General features: G+C 68.0%; 16 protein-coding genes and 2 pseudogenes. 3 read left to right on the top strand and 15 right to left on the bottom strand.

The window, feature by feature from the left end:
- The first annotated feature begins 121 nt into the window (after window positions 1–121).
- Window positions 122–2,308 (top strand): S8 family serine peptidase, encoded by a 2,187-nt coding sequence (locus PGN16_RS07745; RefSeq protein ID WP_335308844.1) that lies wholly within the window; start codon window positions 122–124, stop codon window positions 2,306–2,308.
- A gap of 166 nt (window positions 2,309–2,474) precedes the next feature.
- Here PGN16_RS07745 and repC read toward each other — a convergent pair whose 3' ends face one another.
- The 4 genes from repC to PGN16_RS07765 all read right to left on the bottom strand — a co-directional run bounded on the left by repC (window position 2,475) and on the right by PGN16_RS07765 (window position 6,051).
- A complete protein-coding gene (gene repC, locus PGN16_RS07750) occupies window positions 2,475–3,719 on the bottom strand; it encodes a plasmid replication protein RepC (RefSeq protein WP_335308845.1) in 1,245 nt (414 codons plus the stop codon).
- Between the two features lie 376 nt (window positions 3,720–4,095).
- The gene (locus PGN16_RS07755) at window positions 4,096–4,242 is read right to left on the bottom strand and encodes a hypothetical protein (RefSeq protein ID WP_335308846.1); all 147 of its coding nucleotides are present in this window, start codon (window positions 4,240–4,242) and stop codon (window positions 4,096–4,098) included.
- Between the two features lie 99 nt (window positions 4,243–4,341).
- Window positions 4,342–5,253, bottom strand: a complete 912-nt coding sequence (locus PGN16_RS07760) for a replication initiator protein A (protein ID WP_335308847.1) — start codon at window positions 5,251–5,253, stop codon at window positions 4,342–4,344.
- Between the two features lie 447 nt (window positions 5,254–5,700).
- Window positions 5,701–6,051: a DUF3147 family protein gene (locus PGN16_RS07765; RefSeq protein ID WP_335308848.1), complete on the bottom strand. Its 351-nt coding sequence runs from the start codon at window positions 6,049–6,051 to the stop codon at window positions 5,701–5,703.
- Window positions 6,052–6,464: 413 nt separating this feature from the next.
- On the opposite strand from PGN16_RS07765, the gene PGN16_RS07770 reads away from it, so the two are divergent.
- Entirely contained in the window at window positions 6,465–6,914 is a 450-nt protein-coding gene (locus tag PGN16_RS07770; RefSeq protein WP_335308849.1) for a nuclear transport factor 2 family protein, read from the top strand.
- 231 nt (window positions 6,915–7,145) lie between these two features.
- On the opposite strand, the gene PGN16_RS07775 is transcribed toward PGN16_RS07770, so the two are convergent.
- From PGN16_RS07775 to PGN16_RS07825, 10 genes and pseudogenes are all read right to left on the bottom strand, one after another.
- Window positions 7,146–7,334, bottom strand: coding sequence for a YbdD/YjiX family protein (locus PGN16_RS07775; RefSeq protein WP_335308850.1), 189 nt, complete (start codon window positions 7,332–7,334; stop codon window positions 7,146–7,148).
- Window positions 7,318–9,420 carry a carbon starvation CstA family protein gene (locus tag PGN16_RS07780; RefSeq protein ID WP_335308851.1) on the bottom strand — a complete coding sequence of 701 codons (2,103 nt, stop codon included), beginning with the start codon at window positions 9,418–9,420 and terminating at the stop codon, window positions 7,318–7,320. The genes PGN16_RS07775 and PGN16_RS07780 overlap by 17 nt, the downstream gene beginning before the upstream one ends.
- Before the next feature lie 108 nt (window positions 9,421–9,528).
- The gene (locus PGN16_RS07785; RefSeq protein WP_335308852.1) at window positions 9,529–9,795 is read right to left on the bottom strand and encodes a hypothetical protein; all 267 of its coding nucleotides are present in this window, start codon (window positions 9,793–9,795) and stop codon (window positions 9,529–9,531) included.
- A gap of 15 nt (window positions 9,796–9,810) precedes the next feature.
- Window positions 9,811–9,954 (bottom strand): hypothetical protein, encoded by a 144-nt coding sequence (locus tag PGN16_RS07790; RefSeq protein ID WP_335308853.1) that lies wholly within the window; start codon window positions 9,952–9,954, stop codon window positions 9,811–9,813.
- Between the two features lie 56 nt (window positions 9,955–10,010).
- Window positions 10,011–10,994 carry a 2OG-Fe(II) oxygenase gene (locus PGN16_RS07795; protein ID WP_335308854.1) on the bottom strand — a complete coding sequence of 328 codons (984 nt, stop codon included), beginning with the start codon at window positions 10,992–10,994 and terminating at the stop codon, window positions 10,011–10,013.
- Between the two features lie 73 nt (window positions 10,995–11,067).
- Window positions 11,068–14,289, bottom strand: a complete 3,222-nt coding sequence (locus PGN16_RS07800) for a TonB-dependent receptor domain-containing protein (protein WP_335308855.1) — start codon at window positions 14,287–14,289, stop codon at window positions 11,068–11,070.
- A gap of 542 nt (window positions 14,290–14,831) precedes the next feature.
- Window positions 14,832–18,071, bottom strand: a complete 3,240-nt coding sequence (locus PGN16_RS07805) for a TonB-dependent receptor domain-containing protein (RefSeq protein WP_335308856.1) — start codon at window positions 18,069–18,071, stop codon at window positions 14,832–14,834.
- 419 nt (window positions 18,072–18,490) lie between these two features.
- On the bottom strand, window positions 18,491–18,670 hold the full coding sequence (locus tag PGN16_RS07810) for a hypothetical protein (protein ID WP_335308764.1): 180 nt from the start codon (window positions 18,668–18,670) through the stop codon (window positions 18,491–18,493).
- A 250-nt stretch (window positions 18,671–18,920) separates the two neighbouring features.
- Window positions 18,921–19,730: pseudogene (locus PGN16_RS07820) on the bottom strand (sialidase family protein); the annotation flags it as partial.
- 157 nt (window positions 19,731–19,887) lie between these two features.
- Window positions 19,888–20,250, bottom strand: coding sequence for a hypothetical protein (locus PGN16_RS07825; RefSeq protein ID WP_335308766.1), 363 nt, complete (start codon window positions 20,248–20,250; stop codon window positions 19,888–19,890).
- Between the two features lie 187 nt (window positions 20,251–20,437).
- Between PGN16_RS07825 and PGN16_RS07830 the strand changes: the two genes are divergently transcribed.
- On the top strand, window positions 20,438–20,719 hold the full coding sequence (locus PGN16_RS07830; RefSeq protein WP_335308767.1) for a hypothetical protein: 282 nt from the start codon (window positions 20,438–20,440) through the stop codon (window positions 20,717–20,719).
- Between the two features lie 140 nt (window positions 20,720–20,859).
- On the opposite strand, the pseudogene PGN16_RS20215 reads toward PGN16_RS07830, so the two are convergent.
- Window positions 20,860–23,137 (bottom strand): annotated as a pseudogene (locus PGN16_RS20215) (glycoside hydrolase family 3 N-terminal domain-containing protein).
- Between the last annotated feature and the right edge of the window lie 80 nt (window positions 23,138–23,217).

A 23,217-nucleotide genomic window follows, 5' to 3' on the forward strand; every position in this document is an offset into this window, starting at 1 on the left:
CTCCTCTCACCCGGCTCATTCCGTCATCCCGGACTTGATCCGGGATCCCGCTTCTTCTCACCTCCGCCGCCAAAAAGAAGCGGGGCCCCGGATCAGGTCCGGGGCGACGGGGATAAGGAATGTGCCGGTTAACGCCGCAACGATTCCTGACCGGACGCCGAGGCCGCGCCTCGCCCTTCGCGCCGCCACGGCGCTCGCCACGACGCTGGGGCTGGCGGCGTGCGGCGGCGGGGCGGGCGTCGCCGCACCGGGGACGATGGCCCCCTCCCCTGCACCGACACCCGCGCCTGTGCCCGCCCCCAACCCCACCCCTGCGCCGAGCGTGTCGGCAGCGCAGCGCGCGGAGGATGACGCGTCGGCAGCGGCGGTATTGGCGAAGGCCAGCGCTGCCTATGACCGCGGCATCACCGGCAAGGGCGTGACGATCGCGGTGCTCGACAGCGGCGTCACGCGTGCATCGGCCGAATTCGCCGGGCGCATCTCCGCCGACAGCACCGGCTTCGCGCAAACGGTCGCACGCTGCGCGACCTGCCCGGTCGAGACGGTCGCGCCTTATGCGATCGACGACCGTCTCGGCCATGGAAGCGGGGTCGCGGCGGTCGCGCTCGCGGCGCGCGATGCGGTCGGAATGCACGGTGTCGCGCCCGAAGCGACCTTGCTCGCGCTCAAGATCATCGCGCCCGATCTCACCACCGGCGGCTCGAGCGCGGAAGGCAACAGCCCCAACCCGCAACTGATCGCGCCGGCACTGCGCCATGCGGTCGACAAAGGTGCGTTCGTCAGCGTGCTGGCGCTGGGCGGCGCGGCGTCGGGTACGCTCGCCGCCGATCTCCGCGCCGCAATGGACAAGGTGCGCGGTGCCGACCGGCTGGTCGTGGAAGCGGTACCCAATAGCGACGACGGGACGAGCGACGGGATCGCGCAGGCACTGGTCGGCAGCGACCGCGGCAATGCGCGCTGGTTCCTCTATGCGGTCGCGGTCGACGCGAACGGGCACCCGCGCGACGGCAACGGCGATCCGGGCGCGCTCGCCGACCGGACGCTGGCGGTCGCGGGCAACGACGTGCGCACGATCGACGCGGCCGGGGCGACGGTGACGGTCAGCGGCAACAGCTTCGCCGCGCCCGTGGTCGCCGGCGCGACGGCGTTGCTCAAACAATATTGGCCGCAGCTCGGCGGCGCGACGATCGCGCGCATCCTGCTCGACACCGCCGACGATCGCGGCGCGCCCGGGGTCGACGCGGTCTATGGCGCGGGCGTGCTCGACGTCGCGCGCGCGATGCAGGCGCAGGCCCCGGCGAGCGCGTTCGCCGCCGCGCAGGCGGTGCTGGGACGTTTCGCCGCCCTGACGCTGTCGGGACCGTTCGGGGGCGCGCCGCGGCTCGCCGGGCGGATCGGCTCGCTGACCGTCATCGATCGTTACGGCCGCGACTTCACGCTGCGCGGCGCCGGCGTACGCAGCAGCGGCGCGGGGTTGCGCATCGCCGGGCTGGCGACACCCTGGCTGCCCGATCCACCTGTGACCGGTGCGTGGGCGGGCGTGCTGCCGCTGCGTCCGGCGGCGTTCGCCTTCGCACCGGCCGGCGGGCAGCGCATGACGATCGCCGCGCAGGTCGCGCTGACCGATGGTGACGGGCTGCGCGGCGGGACGATGCGCGGCTTGGGGATCACCGGGGTCACGGCAGCATGGAATGGTGCGGGCTGGTCGGCGGCGCTGGCGCGCGGTCGCTCGCACGACGGACGTGCCGAGCTGCGCCGCGTATCGCTGGCGACCCCGTTCGGCCTCGGCAGCGAAGTGGCGATGCTCGCCGAGCGCGGGCAGGTGCTGGGCGCGACGCTCGGCATGGCGGGCGCACGCACGATGCTGGTGACGCTGACCGCCGCGCGCATCGTCGCCGGCATCGACTGGCGCGCGCGGATCACCGCGAGCCGTACCGAAGCGCGCGGCGGATCGGCGTTGCTGCGCCTCGATCGCCGACTGTCGGGAAGCGCGTTCGCGGTGGACGGCAGCCGCGCGGTGTTCGACGGGATTGCGACGATCGGCGTCTCGTCACCGCTGCGGATCGATCGCGCAGTTGGGCTGGCGACGGTGCCGTTGTCCTACGACCTGATCGGCGGCACGCTCAGCGACGCCGTACAGCGGGTCGACCTGACGCCGCAGGCGCGCGAGTGGGATGTCGAACTCGGGTGGTCCGCCACGCTGGGGAAGCGCGCGGCGATCCGGTTCGGCTTAGCGCACGCCTTCGACGCCGGACATGTCGCTGGCGCGCGCGACGCGGCGGGGTTCGTGAGCGTGACGGTGCGTTAGCGTCGGCAGCCCGCCATCTCCCGATGCCTGTTTGAAGCCCCGTGCAGCGGTGGAGTGAGTGCCACTCGGATGACGTCTGTCACACAAATGATAGCACTTACTCCTTCCTGCACTCCCTTCCCCAAACTCGACGCTCGCACGTAACGCCAGATCATCTCGCGCAACGTCACTGCACCCCCGCCGCAGCGCCGCGGAACCCCCACAGGCTCTTGCCCAGATCGAGCTGGTCGACGCGCGCCTTTGCCAGCATCCCGGCGAAATAGGCGCCGGTGGTGACGCGGATGTCGCCGCGCGCCTGGCGTTCGGCGGTGATGAACATCGCAATCGCCGCACCGTCGCGCCCCAATCGCTCGACCGCGTCGACCCAGCTGTCGGTGCGAACGCCGAAATCGTAGCGGAGCCGCGCCGCGGCGGCATGGAGATCGGGCCAGCCGGGGCGCGGTGTCGTGACGTACATCGCCGCGCTCGGGAACATCGCGAGCAACTCCGCGGGTCGCGCCTTGAACACGCTCCCCGACGGTGACGCCGGGATCGACGGCGCAGAAGGATCGGAACATGCCGGATCAGAACTACTGTCTCGGAGAGCTTTTACAGATTCAGCAGAAGGGGAGTTGGTTTGTATATGTATGACGGGTGGTATTTTTGACCCCGACGCGTCACTTCCCGGACAGAACATATGCGTGTCGACCGTCGCATCCACCGCGCGTTCGAGCGCCGGCAACCGATCGAGCGCCGCCTGGTAGCCGTCGCTGTCGCGCGCGTGGCGGGCGGTCGCGGCCTGTTCGGCGATCGCGTCGATCGTCTCCTGCAACGCCGGCCAGTGCGCGCCGGTCAGCTGCAGCTCTGCGGCCTGCGCGAGCACCTGTCCGACCAGCCGCCGCGCCCGCGCGATCGCAAGCCGGCCTTCCTTGAACAGCCGCGACTGTGCGGTCTGCGCCTCGGCGAGCGCGGCAAGTTCGGCGAAGCGGATCCGCAGCGGCGACAGGTCGAGCCCATAGGCCGAGGTGATCGCGCCCGAAGCGTCGCGGCGCCCGGTGCGGCGCCCGTGCGCGCTGTCGTGCGCGGCGACCAGCCCGAGCGCACGCAGCTGCCGCAGCCGCGCCTTGATCGCGCTTTCGGTGACTCCGGCCAGCTCGGCGAGCGTGTAGTTGCTCGGCCAGGCGAGCGGCGTCCTCCCCTCCTTCCAGTCGTCGGGGCGCGTGAAGCCGATCAGATGCTTGAGCGTCTCGAGCGCCGGCGTCCCCAACCCCAGCGCGACCTTCGCGCCGTCGAGCACCGGATACAGCCGATTGCGCTCGACCGCGCCCGCGGCGGGCGCGCGCGCTTCCAGATCGCGCACCAGCCGGCGCGACCACGCGGTGATCGGCCGCGCCCCCGTGGCCCCGGTAAAGGCCGTCTGGGTACAGGTCATCGTTCGTCCCCTCACGCAAGGGGCCGTCAGCAGGCAAAAACAGAGCGTGGCGCGAAGCGCGCTCCCTTGAACCGAAGTTCGTAAACCGCTAGATGGAAGGTCGTTCGTTTGGACCGGTCAGCGTTTGGCGACGCTGCCATATAGCAATCTCGGGTGCCCGGCCTTCGTGCCGGGCATTCGTTTATGTGCTCACAGCCATTTTCCCCATCGGCGGTGCGACCGCGCAACCGCCTCCTCTTCGTCTTTGTGGCGGGCGGTCCTGATGTAGGAAAGCGCGAATATTCGTGCTTTCGGGCGGAAAACTGGACGAATGCTCGTGCTTTCGGGCGGAAAACCTTGGATGTTCCCGGCCCGCGCGACGTCATCTCCCCGCGGATCATTCGTGCTTTCGGGCGGAAAAGTCGTCGTTCGCCGCGCGATGCGGCCCGATCGCGCCGCGAATCGCGTCGTGCGACGGTGGCACGGTGTCGATCGCGGCGGCGAACGGCCCCTCAACCGCCGGAATGCCACCGAAAACGCGCATCGTTGCGGCTTCGTGCTTACGCGCGGAAAACCGTCGGGGTGGTTCGTGCTTTCGGGCGGGAAACCCCCCTGCCCGCCCCGCCCGCGGCGCGCGGCGGGTTCAGGCGTCGGTCGCGGCGGGTGCGCTCGGGGCCGGTGCCGGCGGGCCGACGAACTGCAGCGTCGCGTCATGCGTGATCGTGACCATCGTCGTCAGCCGCGGCCGGCCGCCATGGGGCCCGGGCTCCTTATGATCCGTCAGCGCCAGCATATATTCGGGGATCGACTGGTTGCGGACCACCTCGCGCAGCGTACGACGGAAGTTCTCGAGCGAGCGCGGCTCGAGCGAGCACCCCACCCTGCCCGCCAGCTCGACCGCGTCGATCTCGAAGCGCGCGCCGTCGATGCAATTGAACTTCGCCAGCTCGTAGAGCCGTCGCTCGATCGGGCCGAGCTTGAAGAAATCGTCGTGATAGGCGGCGATCCGGCGATCGGTGAGGATCGCGCGGTGCAGCCAGTCGCACAGCATCACCTCGACATGCTTCACGCGCCGCTCACCGTTGGGAAGCTTGATATATTTGATGTCGGCCTTGAGCAGCCACGAGAAGGCGCTGTCCGACCCCTCCCCGCCCGTCTCGATATTGGTGATGATCTGCGTGCCCTGCAGCCGCGCCAGCGACGCCTTGAGCGCGCTGTACGAGCGTGCCGAGGCATTGGTGCCGGTCATGCGGAACAGATCGTTGGCGGTGAAGCTGAGCGTGCGGTCGACCGTCTCGCCCGCCTCGAGCCGCCCGACCATGATGCTGGCGATGTAGAGCAGGATCTCCTTGTCGTAGATCGTCGCGACCCCGGTCTTGCTGGGGTTGATCTCGATCCGCGCCGCCTCGCTCTCGAAGGTCATCGGCTCCATCTGCGCGCGCTTGGTGAGCGCGAAGAACGGGAACTCGGCGACGGTGCGCTCACCCTGGATGTCGCCGAGCAGCGGACTGTCGAGCCGGAAGAGATCGCCCTGCGGCGGGATGACCTTGGTCATGGCTGCGGCTCCGTGCGGACGCGTTCGTGCTTTCGGGCGGAAAACCCCTGCCCGGCCATGCCGGAGGTCGCGGGGGGTGGCGTGCGCATCGTGCCGATTTACCGGGCGGCGGGCGGGGGTGTCAAACGCGGGCGAGCGCGAGCGGCGCGGGTGGATGTTGGCGAAGGTGGCGCAAAAACGAGGGTTCGACGCAGAGTGGGTAGACATGTCTTCTGTCCGACGTGTCGACAGATCGACATACATCCGATTGATCCTGCCGGTCGACGTGCCGACATGTCGACCATCATAACGAGCGGATTGAATACATGTCGACCTGCCGACACTCACTCGCTCACGCACCATCTTGTCTACATGTCGGTAGGTCTACGTGCCGTTGCCTCGCCACGCTCGAAATGAAGGTCGGGGCCGCCCGCAACATGTCGATGACTCGACATGTCGACACGGCGATCACAACGGCAGGCCGAAGCGCGGGCCCAGCCACGTCACCGTCGCGTAGAGCACGATCGTCAGCGCGCAGCCCGCCGCCAGCGCCGGCCAGAAGCTGATCCCGTGACGCAGCAACGCCGGGATCAGCAGGAACATCGGCAGCGACGGCAGGACGTACCAGAAGGTCGCACCGGCATGTGCGGCCATGTTCGCGGCGTCGGGCTTCTCGTGCCACAGCCACATCATCCCGAGCACCGAGACCAGCGGCAGCGACGCGACCAGTGCGCCGGCGCCGGGATAGCGCTTCGCGAGCGTCGAGGCCGCGGCGATTAACAGCCCGGAGATCACGGACTTGATGAGGAACGGAATCATACCCGCCGGTGTATCGCGTGGCGAGCGGGAGGGAAGGGGGCGGGCATGTTGCCATCCCGACATGTCGACAGTCGTGTATGTCGACATCCCGACATGTCATCGTTGGTAGCAATGGGACCGGAAGTCGACATACCCCTTCGCTCCTCTCTCGAACCGGAGACCATCACTCGAACGGCCGTGCGTCGGCCGTCCCGCTTCCCCATGTCCATCGGGCCATGCCGGGAAAACTTCATCGGGGACATGTCACGGGAAAGCCGGGCCGGCGCGCAACCGGCCCGGCGGCTTGAATGTCTCCCTGAACCTTCCCCATCGCAATAGGGCCACGCATCGCTGGGCCTCCTATCGATACCCAGCCTTGTTGCGATGATTAGCCGGCGAAGCCATTATCGGAAGAGCGCATTGGGGAAGACATGATGTACAGGATTGCCGGACCGCTATTGGCTATTCTTGCCGTAACTCCCGTGTCAGCTCAGCTTGCACCCGGCGTTCGAATGCCACCGGAGATCGGCCAAGCCTATGGACGGCTGGGGAAAGCGATGATGGCGCATGACGCAAATGGCGTCCGGACGGTCTGGGCAGAGGACTTCGTGGTGAACTCACCCAACAACACGGTCCTGAGGCGCGAGGAGGTCATCGCCGTGATGGAGCGTGATTTTCTCGACTATCGGGACTTCCACAAGCACATCACGTTTGTCGGCGAGAAGCCGGAAGTGACGATCGTCATGGGATACGACACAATGATCCCGATAAAGGGACCGGGCGCCGGCAAGCAGGTCACACGGCCGTTCACGGATGTCTGGGCGAAACGTGCCGGGGGTTGGCAGCTCATCGCCCGTCAGGCGACAATCGCAGACGCGCGCTGAGCGACCAGCGGTACTTACCCCGCCGTCGCAACTATTCCCCAGTCAATCATAACCGATCGAGACGGCTTCCAGCCCGCCTCAAGGCGGCTACGACATGTCGATACTCCGACATGTCGTGATGTCGACATGTCGGAATAGCGCTGTCGTGGCGAGGGACTTGGGCCATGCCCTTGCAGGCACGACGATGCACGGGCCAGGGCGGGGGGCAGGGCAGGGCAGGGGAGCCTCCCGTCAGCAACAGCGCGGCGGTGCGCCCTTGCCGACGCCGTAGCGCCGCTCGATCCGGTCACGGTGGAAGTCCGCACGGCTCAGCACCGGCTCGCCCGGGTGGTGCGCGGCGCGGTGCGCGCGGTAGGCGTCGTAATCGGGGACGCCGACCATCAGCCGCGCGGTCTGCGCCGCCTTATGCCACCACGACATCGCCGGCCTCCTGCCCGATATCCTGCCCGATCTCCTGTACGCTCGGGCGGTCGCTGGCCAGCGCACGCCGCGCCACCGCCACGCCGTAGACCACGATCGCCAGCACCAGCACGACGAAGAACGCGCACACCGCGGCGTCGACCCGGTCGTTGAAGACGATCCGCGCCATGTCCGCCGGGGTCTTCGCCGGGGCGAGCAGGCGGCCCTCCGCCAGCGCGGTCGCGAATTTGTCGGCGTGCGACAGGAAGCCGATCCGCGGATCGGGGTGGAAGAGCTTCTGCCACCCCGCAGTCAGCGTGCAGACCAGCAGCCACAGCGTCGGCGCGATCGTCACCCATGCGTAGCGCTGCCGCTTCATCCGGAACAGGATCACCGTCGCCAGCGTCAGCGCGATCGCGGCGAGCATCTGGTTCGAGATGCCGAACAGCGGCCACAACGTATTGATCCCGCCGAGCGGATCGGTGACGCCCTGATACAGGAACCAGCCCCATGCCCCGACCGCCAGCGCGGTCGCGATCAGGTTGGGCGCCAGCTTCTCGGTCGCGCGCATCGCCGGGACCATGCTGCCGAGCAGGTCCTGGATCATGAAGCGCGCGACACGCGTGCCGGCATCGACGGTGGTGAGGATGAACAGTGCCTCGAACAGGATCGCGAAATGATACCAGAAGGCCATCAGCGCTTGCCCGCCGATCACGCGGCTGAGGATATGCGCCATCCCGACCGCCAGCGTCGGCGCGCCGCCCGCGCGGCTGAGAATCGTGCCCTCGCCGACGTCGCGTGCGATCTGCGCGAGCGCCTCGGGCTGGACCTGGAACCCCCATCGGCCGATCGCCTGCGCGGCGCTGGTCACGTCGGTGCCGATCAGCGCGGCGGGCGCGTTCATCGCGAAATAGACCGCCGGGTCGAGCACGCACGCCGCGATCAGCGCCATCACCGCGACGAAGCTCTCGGTCAGCATCGCGCCATAGCCGATGAAGCGCAGGTCGCTTTCGGTCGCGATCATCTTCGGCGTGGTGCCGCTGGCGATCAGCGCGTGGAAGCCGGACACCGCGCCGCACGCGATCGTGATGAACAGGAATGGGAACAGCGCTCCCGCGAACGCCGGGCCGGTGCCGTCGACGAAGTGCGTGACGGCGGGCATCTGCAACTCCGGCCGGACGATCAGGAGGCCGAGCGCGAGCCCGGCGATCACCCCGATCTTGAGGAAGGTCGACAGATAGTCGCGCGGCGCGAGCAGCAGCCACACCGGCACCACCGAGGCGATGAAGCCGTACGCCATCAGCGCGAGCGCGAGCGTCGGCCCGGTCAGCGTGAACAGCGGCGCGAGGGCAGGGGAGGCGGCGACATGCTGCCCGCCGACGATCGCCGCCATCAGCAGCACGAAGCCGATCCCCGACATCTCGGCGATCCGGCCGGGGCGCAGGAAGCGGCCGTACAGCCCCATCAACAGCGCGATCGGGATGGTGGCCGCGACGGTGAACGTCCCCCACGGGCTGTCGGCGAGCGCCTTGACGACGACCAGCGCCAGCACCGCGAGCAGGATGACCATGATCGCGAGCACGCCGATGAGCGCGATCGTACCGGGGACGCGCCCCATCTCGGTGCGGATCATGTCGCCGAGCGAGCGCGCGTCGCGGCGCGTCGAGCAGAACAGGATCAGGAAATCCTGCACCGCGCCGGCGAACACCACCCCGACCAGCAGCCAGAGCGTGCCGGGCAGATAGCCCATCTGCGCCGCGAGCACCGGCCCGACCAGCGGGCCCGCCCCGGCGATCGCGGCGAAGTGATGCCCGAACAGCACGTTGCGGTCGGTCGGCACGAAGTCGAGCCCGTCGGCACGCCGCTGCGCCGGGGTGGCGCGCGCCGGGTCGACCTGCACGACGCGGGTGGCGATGAACAGCGCGTAGAAGCGGTAGGCGACGAGATAGGTGCACAGCGCGGCGGTAACGATCCACAGCGCGTTGACCGGCTCGCCGCGATGGAGCGCCACCACGCCGAGCGCGCCGACGCCGAGCAGGGTTACGGCTCCCCACAACAGCCACTCGCGCGGGGTCTGCGGTGTGAGCCGTGGTTGCGCAGCCGCCATGTCGATCCTCTCACCTATGTCGTTGGCCCCTGCATCGCATTCCGGCACGCGGCGCGCCAGTGCGGTTCTGCTCTGGTCGACGTGTCGACACGTAGGGCTCGACGATCCCTAAGGCGCTGTTTCGCTGCGCTCCAGTTCGACGATCTCGAACACATGATCGCGCCAGCCGCGCTGGCGGGCGGCGTCGGCTACGGGCACGCGCTTGCGTTTCGCGTCGGCGAGCGAGGTGGTGTGGCCCCAGAAGACCTCGGTCCTGCCGTTCGCCAGCGTCGCGACGATCCGCCAGTAATGCGTGAACGGCTGCGCGGTCGGGCCAATCGTCTTGACGTAGCCGTCGGGGAGCCGCGCGGTCAGATAATGGCGGCGTTTCGCCATCTTAACTGCGCGCGGTCAATGCCCGTAGGTCTTGATGCCGCGGCGGCGCAGCTTTTCCCGGCGTCGCTTGCGCATCACCACGATGCCGGTCGGCACCGCGGCGATCACCAGCATGCCGATGATCGCATAGGCGACCAGTTCGCGGGATAGCTCGATCATGAAATTCCTGTGGCATGGAAGCGGCGCGGTGTCACGTCGTTAACGCTTGCCGACGATCAGCCCGGGTCAACTATTTGATTCCAAAGGTCGAGGGGGCGGGTGCGGATCCAGCGCGTCGCCAGCCACTTGGCGCCGCTGCGCACCGGCAGGCCGGCGTGGCGGGTGGCGGGATCGGGGCGGCCGTCGGGCAAGGTGTTGAAAAACAACAGCGCATCGCCGCCGCGTGGCGTGACCGTCACGCCGGGTACGGGAAAATGCGTCTCGCCGCCCGCGAAGCCGCCGTTGAGATAGAGCAGCATGGTCGCAATCCGCTGATTGTCGGTGCCCTGAATCGTGTCAAAATGCGGGCGATATTCCTGCCCGGGGCGGTAGCGGAGCACGGTCAGCGCCTCGCCCTGCGCGATGGTGGTGCCGCTGGACGCCGCGATCCGCGCGTTGATCGCGCGCACCACCAGGTCTTCGTGGACCGGTCCGATCGCGGCGGCGTCGGAGGTGCGGATCGGATGCGCGACCCAGCGTCCGGTCGCCGGATCGACGATCCGCGCCGGTTCGAGCATCGCGCCCGCGACCCCGGCGACATGCGCGCATTCCGCCGCGGTGAGGAAGCCGGGGAAATGGACGATCCGCGGCGTCGTCGCGAGCGGCACGCCCGGCGACGGCGCCAACGGCGCGCCACCGGCGTCGAGCGCCATCGCCTCGACCAGCGCGAGCTGCGCCGCCGCGACGGTGTCGCCCCGCGCCGCGGTGCGGAGCAGGGCGAGCGCCGCCGGCCAGTCGGGAGCGCCGCCGCTGCCGTTGGCGGTCAACGCGACCTCCATGAGCGCGGCGTCGACATGGCCGATCTCGACCGCGCGGCGCAGCAGCGCGCGCGCGCGGGGCAGGTCGCGCGCGACGGGCGTGCCGCGCAGATGCCAGACCGCCAGCAGCATCGCCGCTTCCGCCTCGCCGGCCGCCGCGCCCTCGGCCAGCAACGTTATCGCCGCGTCGACCTGTCCCGTCGCCGCCAGTTGCTCGGCCCGAGCGGCCCGCGCGTCGGCCATCGCCGTGTCTCCTCGAACGAAAAAGGGGCCGGACCGCGTCCGCCCCCCTTTCCCTTAGCACGACCCGGCTGGATCAGAAGCGGGCGGTGATGCCCGCGTAGAAGAAGCGCCCACGATTGTCGTAGATGCCCGAGCCGAGACCGATGCCGGTCAGGCCATAGGGCGGGTTGACGTCGCCGACGTTGTTGACACCGCCATAGAAGTCGACCTTGTCGTTGACCTCGATGTTGAAGTTGATGTCGTTGTAGGTGACCGCCGGATACTTCTTGATCGGCGCATAGTCGGTGTTCTGCGCCGGCTGGCCGTTCACCGCATTATAGTCTTCCCAGGTGTTGAGGTACATGCCGTCGATCCAGCGCAGCGTGTGCCCGATGCGGACGCGCCCGAACGTCAGGTTCGACAGGATGTTGAAGCGATCCGACGGCAGGCCGAGTTCGTCGGTCTGGACGTTCTTGAAGTTCGGCCGCGCCGGATCGGTGAAGCGGTCGAGCTGGATCATGTGGTTCCACACGCCGCGCAAATTGGCGCGGACGAACCCGAAGTCGCGGCTGTAGACGATCTCGGTATCGATGCCGCGCGTGCGGAGCTGCGCGTAGTTCTGCGGAACGTCGCGGTACGTGCCCTGAAGGATCTGGTACGGCACCTCGCCGGCCGGACCGCCATCGGCGCCGGCACGCTGGAACAAGGCGCAGAACTGGTTGTCGAGCGTCGGCGAGTCATAGCAGGCGTCGAGCGCCTGCTGGACGGTCGGCCCCGTGATGACGTCCTTCACCTTGATGTCGTAATAGTCGACCGACACCGACAGGCCGGGCAGGAAGGTCGGCTGGAACACGCCGCCGAGCGTCAGCGAGTTCGACGTCTCCGCCTTCAGGTCCGGGTTGCCGCCGCTGCGGATCTCGATCGACGACGTATAGACGAAGTCGTAGCTCGTCGGGATCCCCGCGGCGGCGCAATTGGCCGCGCGCGTCGCCGAGCCGGTGCCGATGTTGCGCGCCGAGCACGGATCGTTCGGGGCCGGGCTGAAGTTCTGCCCGAGCGGGGCGCCGGTTTCGCCGAGATACGGCGCCCGCACCGCGCGCGAATAGCCGCCGCGCAACAGCAGGTCCTGCACCGGCCGCCATTCGAGGCGGCCGTCCCAGGCGTAGACGGTGCCTGCGCCGCCCTTGTAGTCGGCGACACGGCCCGCGCCGCTCAGACGCAGTTCCTTGAACAGGAACACGTTCTTGATGAGCGGCAGCGACAGCTCGCCATAGGCTTCCTTCACCTCGAACGCCGGGGCGCGGAAGCTGGGGATCGCGTTGTAGAAATTGTAGCCGGCCTGCGTGAGCGGATCGAGATCGTAGCTCAGCGTCTCGCGGCGATATTCGGCGCCGACCGAGAAGCCGACCGGGCCGCCCGGCAGCTCGAACAGCTGGCTCAGGTCGCCCGCGACGAAACCATTGACGACGAACTGCGTCGCCTTGCCGCTCGCGGTGGTCGGCGAGACCAGATAGTTGCGGGCCGCGTCGCTGGCCGAGCCGAGGCCGAAGGGATTGAGCGGGACGCAGGCCGCGACATCCGCCGCCAGCCGCGCCGCATCCCCGGCAGCGTCTTCGCCGGCATAAGCGGCATCGACCTGCGAGCGGCAGACGATCTGACCCGCGGCGTTCCGGGTGGTGTCCTGCGCGAGCAGGAAACGCTGGGTGTTGACGTTGCCGGAGATGACGTTGCTTTCCTTGTGCTGGCCGTAATTGGCCGACACTTCGTAGTTCCAGTCGTCATTGAAGGTGCCGCGCACGCCGACCACCGCGCGGAACGTGTCGCGCTGCAACCGCTCGTCACGCATCCCGAGGTCGACCCAGCTGCGACGCGACGAGAAGCGGTAGGTGCCGGCATTGACCTGCGCGATCGCCGCGGCCTGGTTGGCGGCGGCCTGGGCGGCGGTGTTGCTCGACGTCTTGAAGGCCGCGCCGGTGTTGGGGTTCACGCCCGAGTTGATCGCGGCGATCAGCTGCTGCGCGATCGTCGCGCGTGCGGCGGCCGACAGATACGGGTTGTCGAGCCGGATGCCCTCGCGGTTGACGTTGCTGGTGCCCGCGTTCGAATAGGACCGGTCACGGAAGCCGCTGATCGGGGTCAGATTGCCGAGCGTCTGCCCCTGCGAGAAGAACGGGCCGCTCTGCGAACCGAATGCCTCGGTACGGACGTATTTGGCCTCGACGAACGGCTCGAACGCCGGCGTGACCTCGAAGTGGCCGAGGACGTTGACGACGTAGCGGGTCGTATCGGGCGACAGGACGAGCCGCTTCCCCTCGCGGCTGGTGAGGCCGTTGCCGCCGACGAAGCTGCCGTTCGGGCCGAGGCCGACGCGCTGGCCGGTCTGCGGCGTCAGGCTGCCGTCGGGCTGGAACAGATAGGCGCAGGTGAACGCCGAGCCGACCGCGTCGGCACCGCACGCCGGCGTGCCGTTGGCGTAGCGGAAGCCCAGCTGGCCGCCGAGCCCCATCGTGGCGCTGCGGGTATCGCGATAGAATTTGCGGTCGAACACGCTGTCGGACGGCGCGCTCGCCGGGTCGGTGTCGACGACGACGAAGCCGTCGTTCTGGCGCAGGTTGCGGCGGCCCGAGGCGTAATAATCCTGCTGGTGCGCGAATTCGGCGTTGATCGCGATATTGCCGCGGCCGTCGGCGAAGTTCTTGCCGGCGAGCAGCGAGACGATCTGGTTGCCCGCATCGCCCTTGTCGCTGATGCCGCCCTGCGCGCGGATCTGTGCGCCCTCATAGTCGCGCTTGAGCACGAAGTTGACGACGCCCGCGATCGCGTCCGACCCGTATACCGACGACACGCCGCCGGTCAGGATGTCGACGCGCTCGATCAGGTCGGTCGGCATCGTGTTGATGTCGACGGAATTGCCGTTGTTGAGGATATCGGCGCTGACGTGGCGGCGGCCGTTGACCAGCACCAGCGTGCGCTCACGACCGAGGTTGCGCAGCTCGAGGAAGTTGACGCCGCGCGTGCCGAGGCCCGAGGTCGAGTTCTGCGAGCCCATCGATGGACGCAGCTGCGGCAGCTGGTTGAGCGCGTCGCCGATCGAGATCCGCCCGGTCTGCAGGATTTCCTGCGGCGTGAGCGTGGTGATCGGGATCGGCGAATCCTCGTTCGGGCGACGGATGCGCGAGCCGGTGACGACGATGTCGCCCGTATCCTCCGCGGTGGACGCGCTGGTGTCAGTCGGTGTGGTCTGCGCGAACGCGGCCGGCGCGCCAGCGATCATCCCCACGAGCGCGGTGGCGCCCAGGTAGCGTGACAGTTTCATAAGAGCCCCTCTTTTTTGATGGGGCCGATCAAACCTGCCGCATCGGCGCAAGGCAAGTCATGCACATGACTAATCTTACATCCTGTCAATATTTACTCGTGTTGCGTTGCCGATACGCAACACTATCGACACACACCCGAAGCTTTAGGAACGCCCTTCGGGGTTTTACGGCTTCCTATGAACTAGGTTTCGGTAATCAAAAGCTTATTACTCCCTTTAATGTCACCAGCCTTACTCTGGCATCGCTGGACTTCGCCATATCGTCGTTATCAGTCCCGCCATAATTACTGTTGCATAATCAGGAGGTTGCTAGATTTTGGAGCAAATGGCGCGTGCCGACACGGCGCGAGGCCGGGATCGCCTGGCAACGCCATATTCGATTACCTGAAATGGCGGATCGGGCAGCGGGAGCGCGGCCCGGTGGGCAGCGGACGGCCTGATTCGGCAGGCGGCGTTCCGATCGATCACGCCGTCCGGCTATCTCGAACGAAAAAGGGGCCGGGCAATGCCCGACCCCTTTTCCATAACACGACCCGGCTGGATCAGAAGCGGGCGGTGATGCCTGCGTAGAAGAAGCGGCCGCGGTTGTCGTAGATGCCCGAGCCGAGACCGATGCCGGTCAGGCCGTAGGGCGGGTTGACGTCGCCGACGTTGTTGACACCGCCATAGAAGTCGACCTTGTCGTTGACCTCGATGTTGAAGTTGATGTCGTTGTAGGTGACCGCCGGATACTTCTTGATCGGCGCATAATCGGTGTTCTGCGCCGGCTGGCCGTTCACCGCATTATAGTCTTCCCAGGTGTTGAGGTACATGCCGTCGATCCAGCGCAGCGTGTGCCCGATGCGGACGCGCCCGAACGTCAGGTTCGACAGGATGTTGAAGCGATCCGACGGCAGGCCGAGTTCGTCGGTCTGGACGTTCTTGAAGTTCGGCCGCGCCGGATCGGTGAAGCGGTCGAGCTGGATCATGTGGTTCCACACGCCGCGCAAATTGGCGCGGACGAACCCGAAGTCGCGGCTGTAGACGATCTCGGTATCGATGCCGCGCGTGCGGAGCTGCGCGTAGTTCTGCGGAACGTCGCGGTACGTGCCCTGAAGGATCTGGTACGGCACCTCGCCGGCCGGACCGCCATCGGCGCCGGCACGCTGGAACAAGGCGCAGAACTGGTTGTCGAGCGTCGGCGAGTCATAGCAGGCGTCGAGCGCCTGCTGGACGGTCGGCCCCGTGATGACGTCCTTCACCTTGATGTCGTAATAGTCGACCGACACCGACAGGCCGGGCAGGAAGGTCGGCTGGAACACGCCGCCGAGCGTCAGCGAGTTCGACGTCTCCGCCTTCAGGTCCGGGTTGCCGCCGCTGCGGATCTCGATCGACGACGTATAGACGAAGTCGTAGCTCGTCGGGATGCCCGCCGCGGCGCAATTGGCCGCGCGCGTCGCCGAGCCGGTGCCGATGTTGCGCGCCGAGCACGGATCGTTCGGGGCCGGGCTGAAGTTCTGCCCGAGCGGGGCGCCGGTTTCGCCGAGATACGGTGCACGCACCGCGCGCGAATAACCGCCGCGCAGCAGCAGGTCCTGCACCGGACGCCATTCGAGGCGGCCGTCCCACGCATAGACGGTGCCTGCGCCGCCCTTGTAGTCGGCGACACGGCCCGCGCCGCTCAGACGCAATTCCTTGAACAGGAACACGTCCTTGATGAGCGGCAGCGACAGCTCGCCGTACGCTTCCTTCACCTCGAACGCCGGGGCGCGGAAGCTGGGGATCGCGTTGTAGAAATTGTAGCCGGCCTGGGTGAGCGGATCGAGGTCGTAGCTGAGCGTCTCGCGGCGGTATTCCGCACCGACCGAGAAGCCGACCGGGCCGCCCGGCAGCTCGAACAGCTGACTGGAATCGCCCGCGACGAAGCCGTTGACGACGAACTGCGTCGCCTTGCCGCTCGCGGTGGTCGGCGACACCAGATAGTTGCGCGCCGCGTCGCTGGTCGAGCCCTGACCGAACGGGTTGAGCGGAACGCAGGCGGCGATGTCCGCCGCCAGCCGCGCCGGATCGCCGCCGACATCGCTGCCGGCATAGGCCGGATCGACCTGCGAACGGCAGACGATCTGCCCGGCGGCGTTCACCGTCGTATCCTGCGCGAGCAGGAACCGCTGGGTGTTGACGTTGCCGGTGATGACGCTGTTTTCCTTGTGCTGGCCGTAATTGGCCGACACTTCGTAGTTCCAGTCGTCGTTGAAGGTGCCGCGCACACCCACGACCGCGCGGAACGTGTCGCGCTGCAGCCGCTCGTCACGCGTGCCGAGGTCGACCCAATTGCGCCGCGACGAGAAGCGGTAGGTGCCCGCCGCGACCTGCGCCAGTGCCGCGGCCTGGTTGGCAGCGGCCTGCTCCGCGGTGTTGTTCGCGGTCTTGAACGCCGCCCCGGTGTTGGGGTTCACGCCCGAGTTGATCGCGGCGATCAGCTGCTGCGCGATCGTCGCGCGTGCGGCGGCCGACAGATACGGGTTGTCGAGCCGGATGCCCTCGCGGTTGACGTTGCTGGTGCCCGCGTTCGAATAGGACCGGTCGGTGAAGCCGGAGATCGTCGCGGCATCGCCCAGCGTGGTGCCCTGCGAGAAGAACGGGCCGCTCTGCGAACCGAATGCCTCGGTACGGACGTACTTGGCCTCGATGAACGGCTCGAACGCCGGCGTGACCTCGAAGTGGCCGAGGACGTTGACGACGTAGCGGGTCGTGTCGGGCGACAGGACGAGCAGCTTGCCGTCACGCCCGGTCGCGCCGTTGCCGCCGACGAAGCTGCCGTTCGGGCCCAAGCCGACGCGCTGGCCGGTCTGCGGCGTCAGGCTGCCGTCGGGCTGGAACAGATAGGCGCAGGTGAACGCCGAGCCGACCGCGTCGGCACCGCACGCGGGTGTGCCGTTGGCGTAGCGGAAGCCGAGCTGGCCACCGAGCCCGATCGTGGTGCTGCGGATGTCGCGGTAGAAGGTACGGTCGAACACACCGTCCGAGGGGGCGCTCGCCGGATCGGTGTCGACGACGACGAAGGCGTCGTTCTGGCGCAGGTTGCGACGGCCCGAGGCGTAATAATCCTGCTGGTGCGCGAATTCGGCGTTGATCGCGATATTGCCGCGGCCATCGGCGAAGTTCTTGCCGGCGAGCAGCGAGACGATCTGGTTGCCCGCATCGCCCTTGTCGCTGATGCCGCCCTGCGCGCGGATCTGTGCGCCCTCATAGTCGCGCTTGAGCACGAAGTTGACGACGCCGGCGATCGCGTCCGACCCATAGACCGACGACACGCCGCCGGTCAGGATGTCGACACGCTCGATCAGGTCGGTCGGCATCGTGTTGATGTCGACGGCGTTGCCGTTGTTGATGATGTCGGCGGTGACGTGACGGCGGCCGTTGACCAGCGTCAGCGTGCGCGCGCGATCGAGGTTGCGCAGCTCGAGGAAGTTGAGCCCGCGCGTGCCGAGGCCCGAGGTCGAGTTCTGGGAGCCCAACGACGGACGCAGCTGCGGCAGCTGGTTGAGCGCATCGCCAATCGAGATCCGCCCGGTCTGCAGGATTTCCTGCGGGGTGATCGTGGTGATCGGGATCGGCGAATCCTCGTTCGGACGGCGGATGCGCGAGCCGGTGACGACGACGTCGCCGCCGAGGTCTTCAGCGCCAGCGGTTTCGGTCTGGACGCCGAGCGCACCGGTTTCGGTCTGCGCGCTGGCGACGGACGGAATGGCGGCGAAAGCGCCGATGATCGCCGTGGCGCAAAGGTAACGCGACAACTTCATGGATTTAACCCCTTTTTCATATGGGGTTCATGAAGACCGCGGATCGATGCAGTGACAAGCCGCGAGCGCGGTTATGCGTGACTGTAATAAATTTTTCTTTCGAGACAGTCACATAAAAGTCACGCTTTGCATCTAGCCGCTTCCGGCCCTAATTCGCGTGATTTGGCATAAAGTTACAGTTTCGAAGTCCTGTCTGTTAGATTTTGATCCCGTATAGGCGGTCGCGCAGGAAAATTGCGTCAGTCACGTTGCGCAACACGGTTGGTACGTCGCGCAACATCGTAACAAACCTTTGATATATTTCTCTCTTTGTTACGGGATCGTCATCACGGAGCGCGAGATATCGCGTCGATCCTGATCCGGCGCTGGACTGCTTCGCCGTGGTCGCAATGACGAATGCGGGGCGTGACAAGCTTGATCTACCGCAACCTCGCGATCGAGAGGCCGTCCTCCTTGGCGCGGTCCTTGACCGATTCCTCGCTGCGCGTCAGCGCCTTGGCGATCGCCTTCAGCGCCATGCCCTTCTTGGCGAGCTGGTGGAGCTTCTGGATCTCGTCGGGGCGCCACGGCTGGCGGTGGCGTTCGAAGCGTTCGGCCATGACTTACCTCAACTGGCGGGGATCGAGCACGACGTGGCGGATGCGCGTGCGGTTCCATGTATAGCTGATGTGCACGCGCCCGTCGCGCGACTGGATCACCGCCGGATAGGCGTAACCGTCCTTGATCGGGCGGCTTTCCAGCGTCAGCACCGCGCGCCAGTGCACGCCGTCGTCGGACAGGGCGACGTTGAGCGGCCAGCGCGGCCCGTCGCCGGGGGGTGGCGGGATCGTGCGCGGCATGGTTGTAGACGATCAGCTGCCGCCCGTCGGCGAGCGTCACCGCGTCGGTGCCGGCATTGGGGTTGGGCAGCGCGAGTGCGGCGAGCGGCGACCAGCTCTGCCCGCCATCGCGCGAACGGCTGGTGGCGACGACCCCCTGTCGCGTTCGCGCGACCAGCGCGAGCGTGCCGTCCTTCTGCGTCAGTACGCTCGGCTGGATCGCTTCCAGCCCGACCGGCGAGGCGATCTCGGGGCCGGCGGTCCATGTCCGCCCGCGGTCGGCGGAGCGTTCCATGCGCAGGAACCAGCGGTTGTGTTCGGGCGTGCCGACCTCGCGGCTGGATGGCGACAGCCACGTCCCGTCGGGGAGCACGACCGGCTTGTTCTTGATCGGGCCGAGCACGCCGTCGGGCAAGCGCACCGGCGCGCTCCAGTGGCGGCCGCCGTCGCTGGAGGTGATGACCATCCCCCACCAGTCGCGCGGGTTGGGGCCGACCTTGTAGAACAGGTGGAGCGGCTGGCCAGGCGGCTGGAACAGCACCGGGTTCCACGTCGGATAGCGCGCGTCGCGCGCGACCGCGACCGGCGTCTCCCAGCCTTTTGCCGAGCGCCGCGCGAACCAGATCGCGACATCGGGGCGGCCCTCGCCCGAGCCGCCGAACCACGCCGCGGCGATGGTGCCGCCCGGCAGCTCGACGAGCGTCGAGGCGTGCGCCTGCGGATAGGGCGGGGCGGGATCGATGACCTCGGACGTCAGGATCGCGGACGGCGCGGCGGCGGTGAGCGCGAGCAGCAATGGCGCGGCGAGCAGCAGCCGGCGAGTGGGGGAGGGCAGGGGCATCGCGCGCGGGCTTAGCGTGGTGGGGCGGGGGACCCAATCTGTATCGCGTACGACATTCTGATCTTCGTCGCCCCGGACTTGATCCGGAGCCCCGCTTCTTCTCACGGCCTGGGCAAAAAAGCGGGATCCCGGATCAAGTCCGGGATGACGGACAGGCTTACGCCGCCGCGAGCCAGCTTTTCGCTTCGTCGTGGTCGAGGAAGGTGCGGCAATTGGGGCCGACCAGATAGCGTTCGGTCTGCAGCTTGGCGAGATTGTTCGCAACCACCGCCGCGATCGGCCGCGACGTGACCTTGAGCGCGCGCGGCATCATCGCGGCAAGCGCGTCGACGACCTGCGTCGGCTGGATCGCGGCGGCGCGCAGGTCGGCGAGCACGACGAACGGCCCGTGCCGCAACCGCGCCGCGGTGCCGCGCGCGAGCAGCTCGGTGATGAAGGCGGCGGTGACGCCGGGCGTCCAGAAGCCCTCCGTGACGATGTGCAGCGTGCGCGTCGCTGCGTCATAATCGATGGTGTACATGCGGGCGGGCCTTCTCGTCGACGCCGACCACCGTAATATGTGATTGTCGATGAAGGATTAATCGATGCGTGGGTGGCTGCATCGAGCCATCGTCGCGAAGTGGAGCGCCAAGCGCCGCTCGCGTGGTATCCGCTGGCGACCACGTGCGCCCGATAGCGGCCGTCCAGCTGAGGATACAGGATTGGTGATGACCATCGAAGCACTGCTAATTGCTGGCGCGATTTTTGGCCTGATCGTCGGACTGGGTTTCCGCAGTCATAAGCTTGGATGTGCAACCCTATGGATCGTGCCCATAGGCATTTTTGTATACGTAGATTGGTGGCAGAAAACTCACCCTGAAAACCTGCGATCTACCAGTGGGCTGGACTTCGTGTTTGGCCTACCGTTTCCCTGCATGGGAGCAATGGGCGGGTATCTCGCCGGGGCTGCGATCAGGTATGCGGCCATCAAAAAGCGGAACGGCAGCTAACCACCAAATTCGGACATAACCCTTTCAGCATCAAGCTTCGGGACTGACGCCAACGGGCATGCCTTGACGCACCGGTGACTGTCGTCCCGTCCCCACCGGCCTGACCCGGAAGCGCGGCCTCAACCGGGATGGGCAACGCCTCACGCCAGCGAGAACATCCCCACCAATCCCTCGGCCTCGGCCGAGGGCGCGACCCACAGGCGGAAGGTGCCGGGTTCGGTGGTCGGCTTGAGGTCGCGGCCGGTGAAGGACAGATCGGCGCGGGTGAGGCTGAATTCGACCGTCCGGCGTTCGCCCGCCGCGAGCGTGACGCGCGTGAACGCCCTCATCACGCGCACCGGCTGCGTCACGCTCGCGGCGACGTCGTGGACGTAGAGCTGCACCACCTCGGTCGCGGCCATGCGGCCGGTGTTGGAGATCGTCGCGCGGACGGTCAGCGGCGCGGCGTCGGTCAGCGTCTTCGCGCTCAGTCGCAGGTCGGCATAGCCGATCTTGCCATAGGTGAGGCCGTGGCCGAACGGGAACAAGGCGCTGTTCGGCACCTCGCGATAATGCGCCTTATAGGGCTGGAGCGCGCCGGGCGGGTTGGGGCGGCCGGTGCTGCGGTGCGCGTAATAATAAGGCACCTGCCCGCTGGCGCGCGGGAAGGACACCGGCAGCCGCGCCGAGGGCGACACCGCGCCGAACAGCACGTCGGCGATCGCCGGGCCGTCCTGCGAGCCGAGGAACCAGGTCACCAGCAGCGCGGGCGCTTTGGCCACCGCACCGGCCAGCGCGAGCGCGCGACCGGTGCGCAGCAGCACGACGTGAGGGACGCCGGTCGCGGCGATCGCCTCGGCGAGCGCCTGTTGCGCGGGCGGCACGACGATGTCGGTGCGCGACTGCGCCTCGCCCGACATGTCCTGCGTCTCGCCGATCGCGAGCACCACCACGTCGGCGGCGCGCGCCGCGGCGACCGCGCGCGCCACGTCGCTGCCGTCGTCGACGGTCGCGTCCGGCGCGATCGCGCGCACTGCCGTCTCGAGGTCGACCGCCTCGCGATCGGTGCCATAGACGTTCCAGGGGCCGATCAGATCGTGGCCACCTCCGGCAAACGGGCCGATCAGCGCGATCTTCTTGCCCGAACGGGGGAGGGGGAGCAGCCCGCCCTCGTTGCGCAGCATGACGATGCTGCGCGCCCCCGCCTCGCGCGCGAGCGCCAGCGCCTCGGGGGGTGCGCAGCCGTGCCTTTTCGCGCGCCGGGTCGATGCGGCGGAACGGATCGTCGAACAGCCCGAGCGCGACCTTGAGCGCGAGCACGCGGCGGACGGCTTCGTCGAGCCGCGCGAGCGGGACCTCGCCCTTCTCGACCAAATCGGGGAGGTGCTTGAGGTACAAGCCGCTCTGCATCGACATGTCGACCCCGGCGAGGAAGGCGAGCCGCGCGGCGTCGCGGCCGTCCTCGGCAAGGCCATGCGCGATCAGCTCCTCGTCGCCGGTGTAATCGGAGACGACCAGCCCGCCGAACCCCCATTCCTTGCGCAGGATCGTGTCGAGCAGCCACGGATTGGCGGTTGCGGGCACGCCCGACAGATCGTTGAACGACGCCATTACGGTCGGCGCGCCGGCCGCGAACGCCGCCTGGAACGGCGGGAAGTAGATGTCGCGGAGTGTACGCTCCGACATGTCGACACTGTTATAGTCGAGCCCGGCCTCGCCTGCGCCGTACGCGACGAAATGCTTTGGCGCAGGCCGCGACGGCGTCGGGGGGAGGCGATACCGCTGCCCTGAAAACCCTCGACGCGCGCCGCCGCGATCAGCCGGCCGAGCAGCACGTCCTCGCCCGCGCCCTCGACGCCGCGCCCCCAGCGCGCGTCGCGCGCGATGTCGACCATCGGCGCGAAGGTCCAGTCGATGCCGGAGGCGGAGGCCTCGAGCGCCGCGGCGCGCGCGGTGCGACGAACGAGATCGGGGTCGAAGCTGGCCGCCTCGGCGAGCGGGACCGGGAAGACGGTGCGCAAGCCATGGATGACGTCGGCGGCGAACAGCAACGGGATCTTCAGCCGCGAGCGGCGCACCGCCTCGGTCTGCATCCGCCGCGCCATTTCCGCGCCATTGCCGTTGAAGACGCCGGTCAGCTCGCCGCGGCGGACCATCTTCAATTGCGCGTCGAAGCTGGACGCCGCGCCGGCCGGATTGAGCGAGATCGCCGCGCCGCCCGTCCAGGCGGCGGCGAGCAGGTTGAGCTGCCCGGCCTTTTCGGCGAGCGTCATCCGCGGGATCAGCGCCTCGACTGGTGCGGGGAGGGGCGCGCGCGGCGACGGTCGCGAGGAGCGCGCGCGCCGGGCTCGCCGACCATGCCAGCGCCGCGCCCGCGCCGGCCAGCCATGCGCGCCGTGTGATCCGCCGATCGTGGGTGCGGTGATCCTGTCCGTTCATGCCTCTCCCTTTCCGCTTCGTGTCCTACGCCGTCGCCCCGGATCCTTCGACAGGCTCAGGAGAGCCTTGATCCGGGGCCC

This window comes from Sphingomonas phyllosphaerae, from assembly GCF_036946485.1.
In the GTDB taxonomy this organism is placed as follows: domain Bacteria; phylum Pseudomonadota; class Alphaproteobacteria; order Sphingomonadales; family Sphingomonadaceae; genus Sphingomonas; species Sphingomonas phyllosphaerae_E.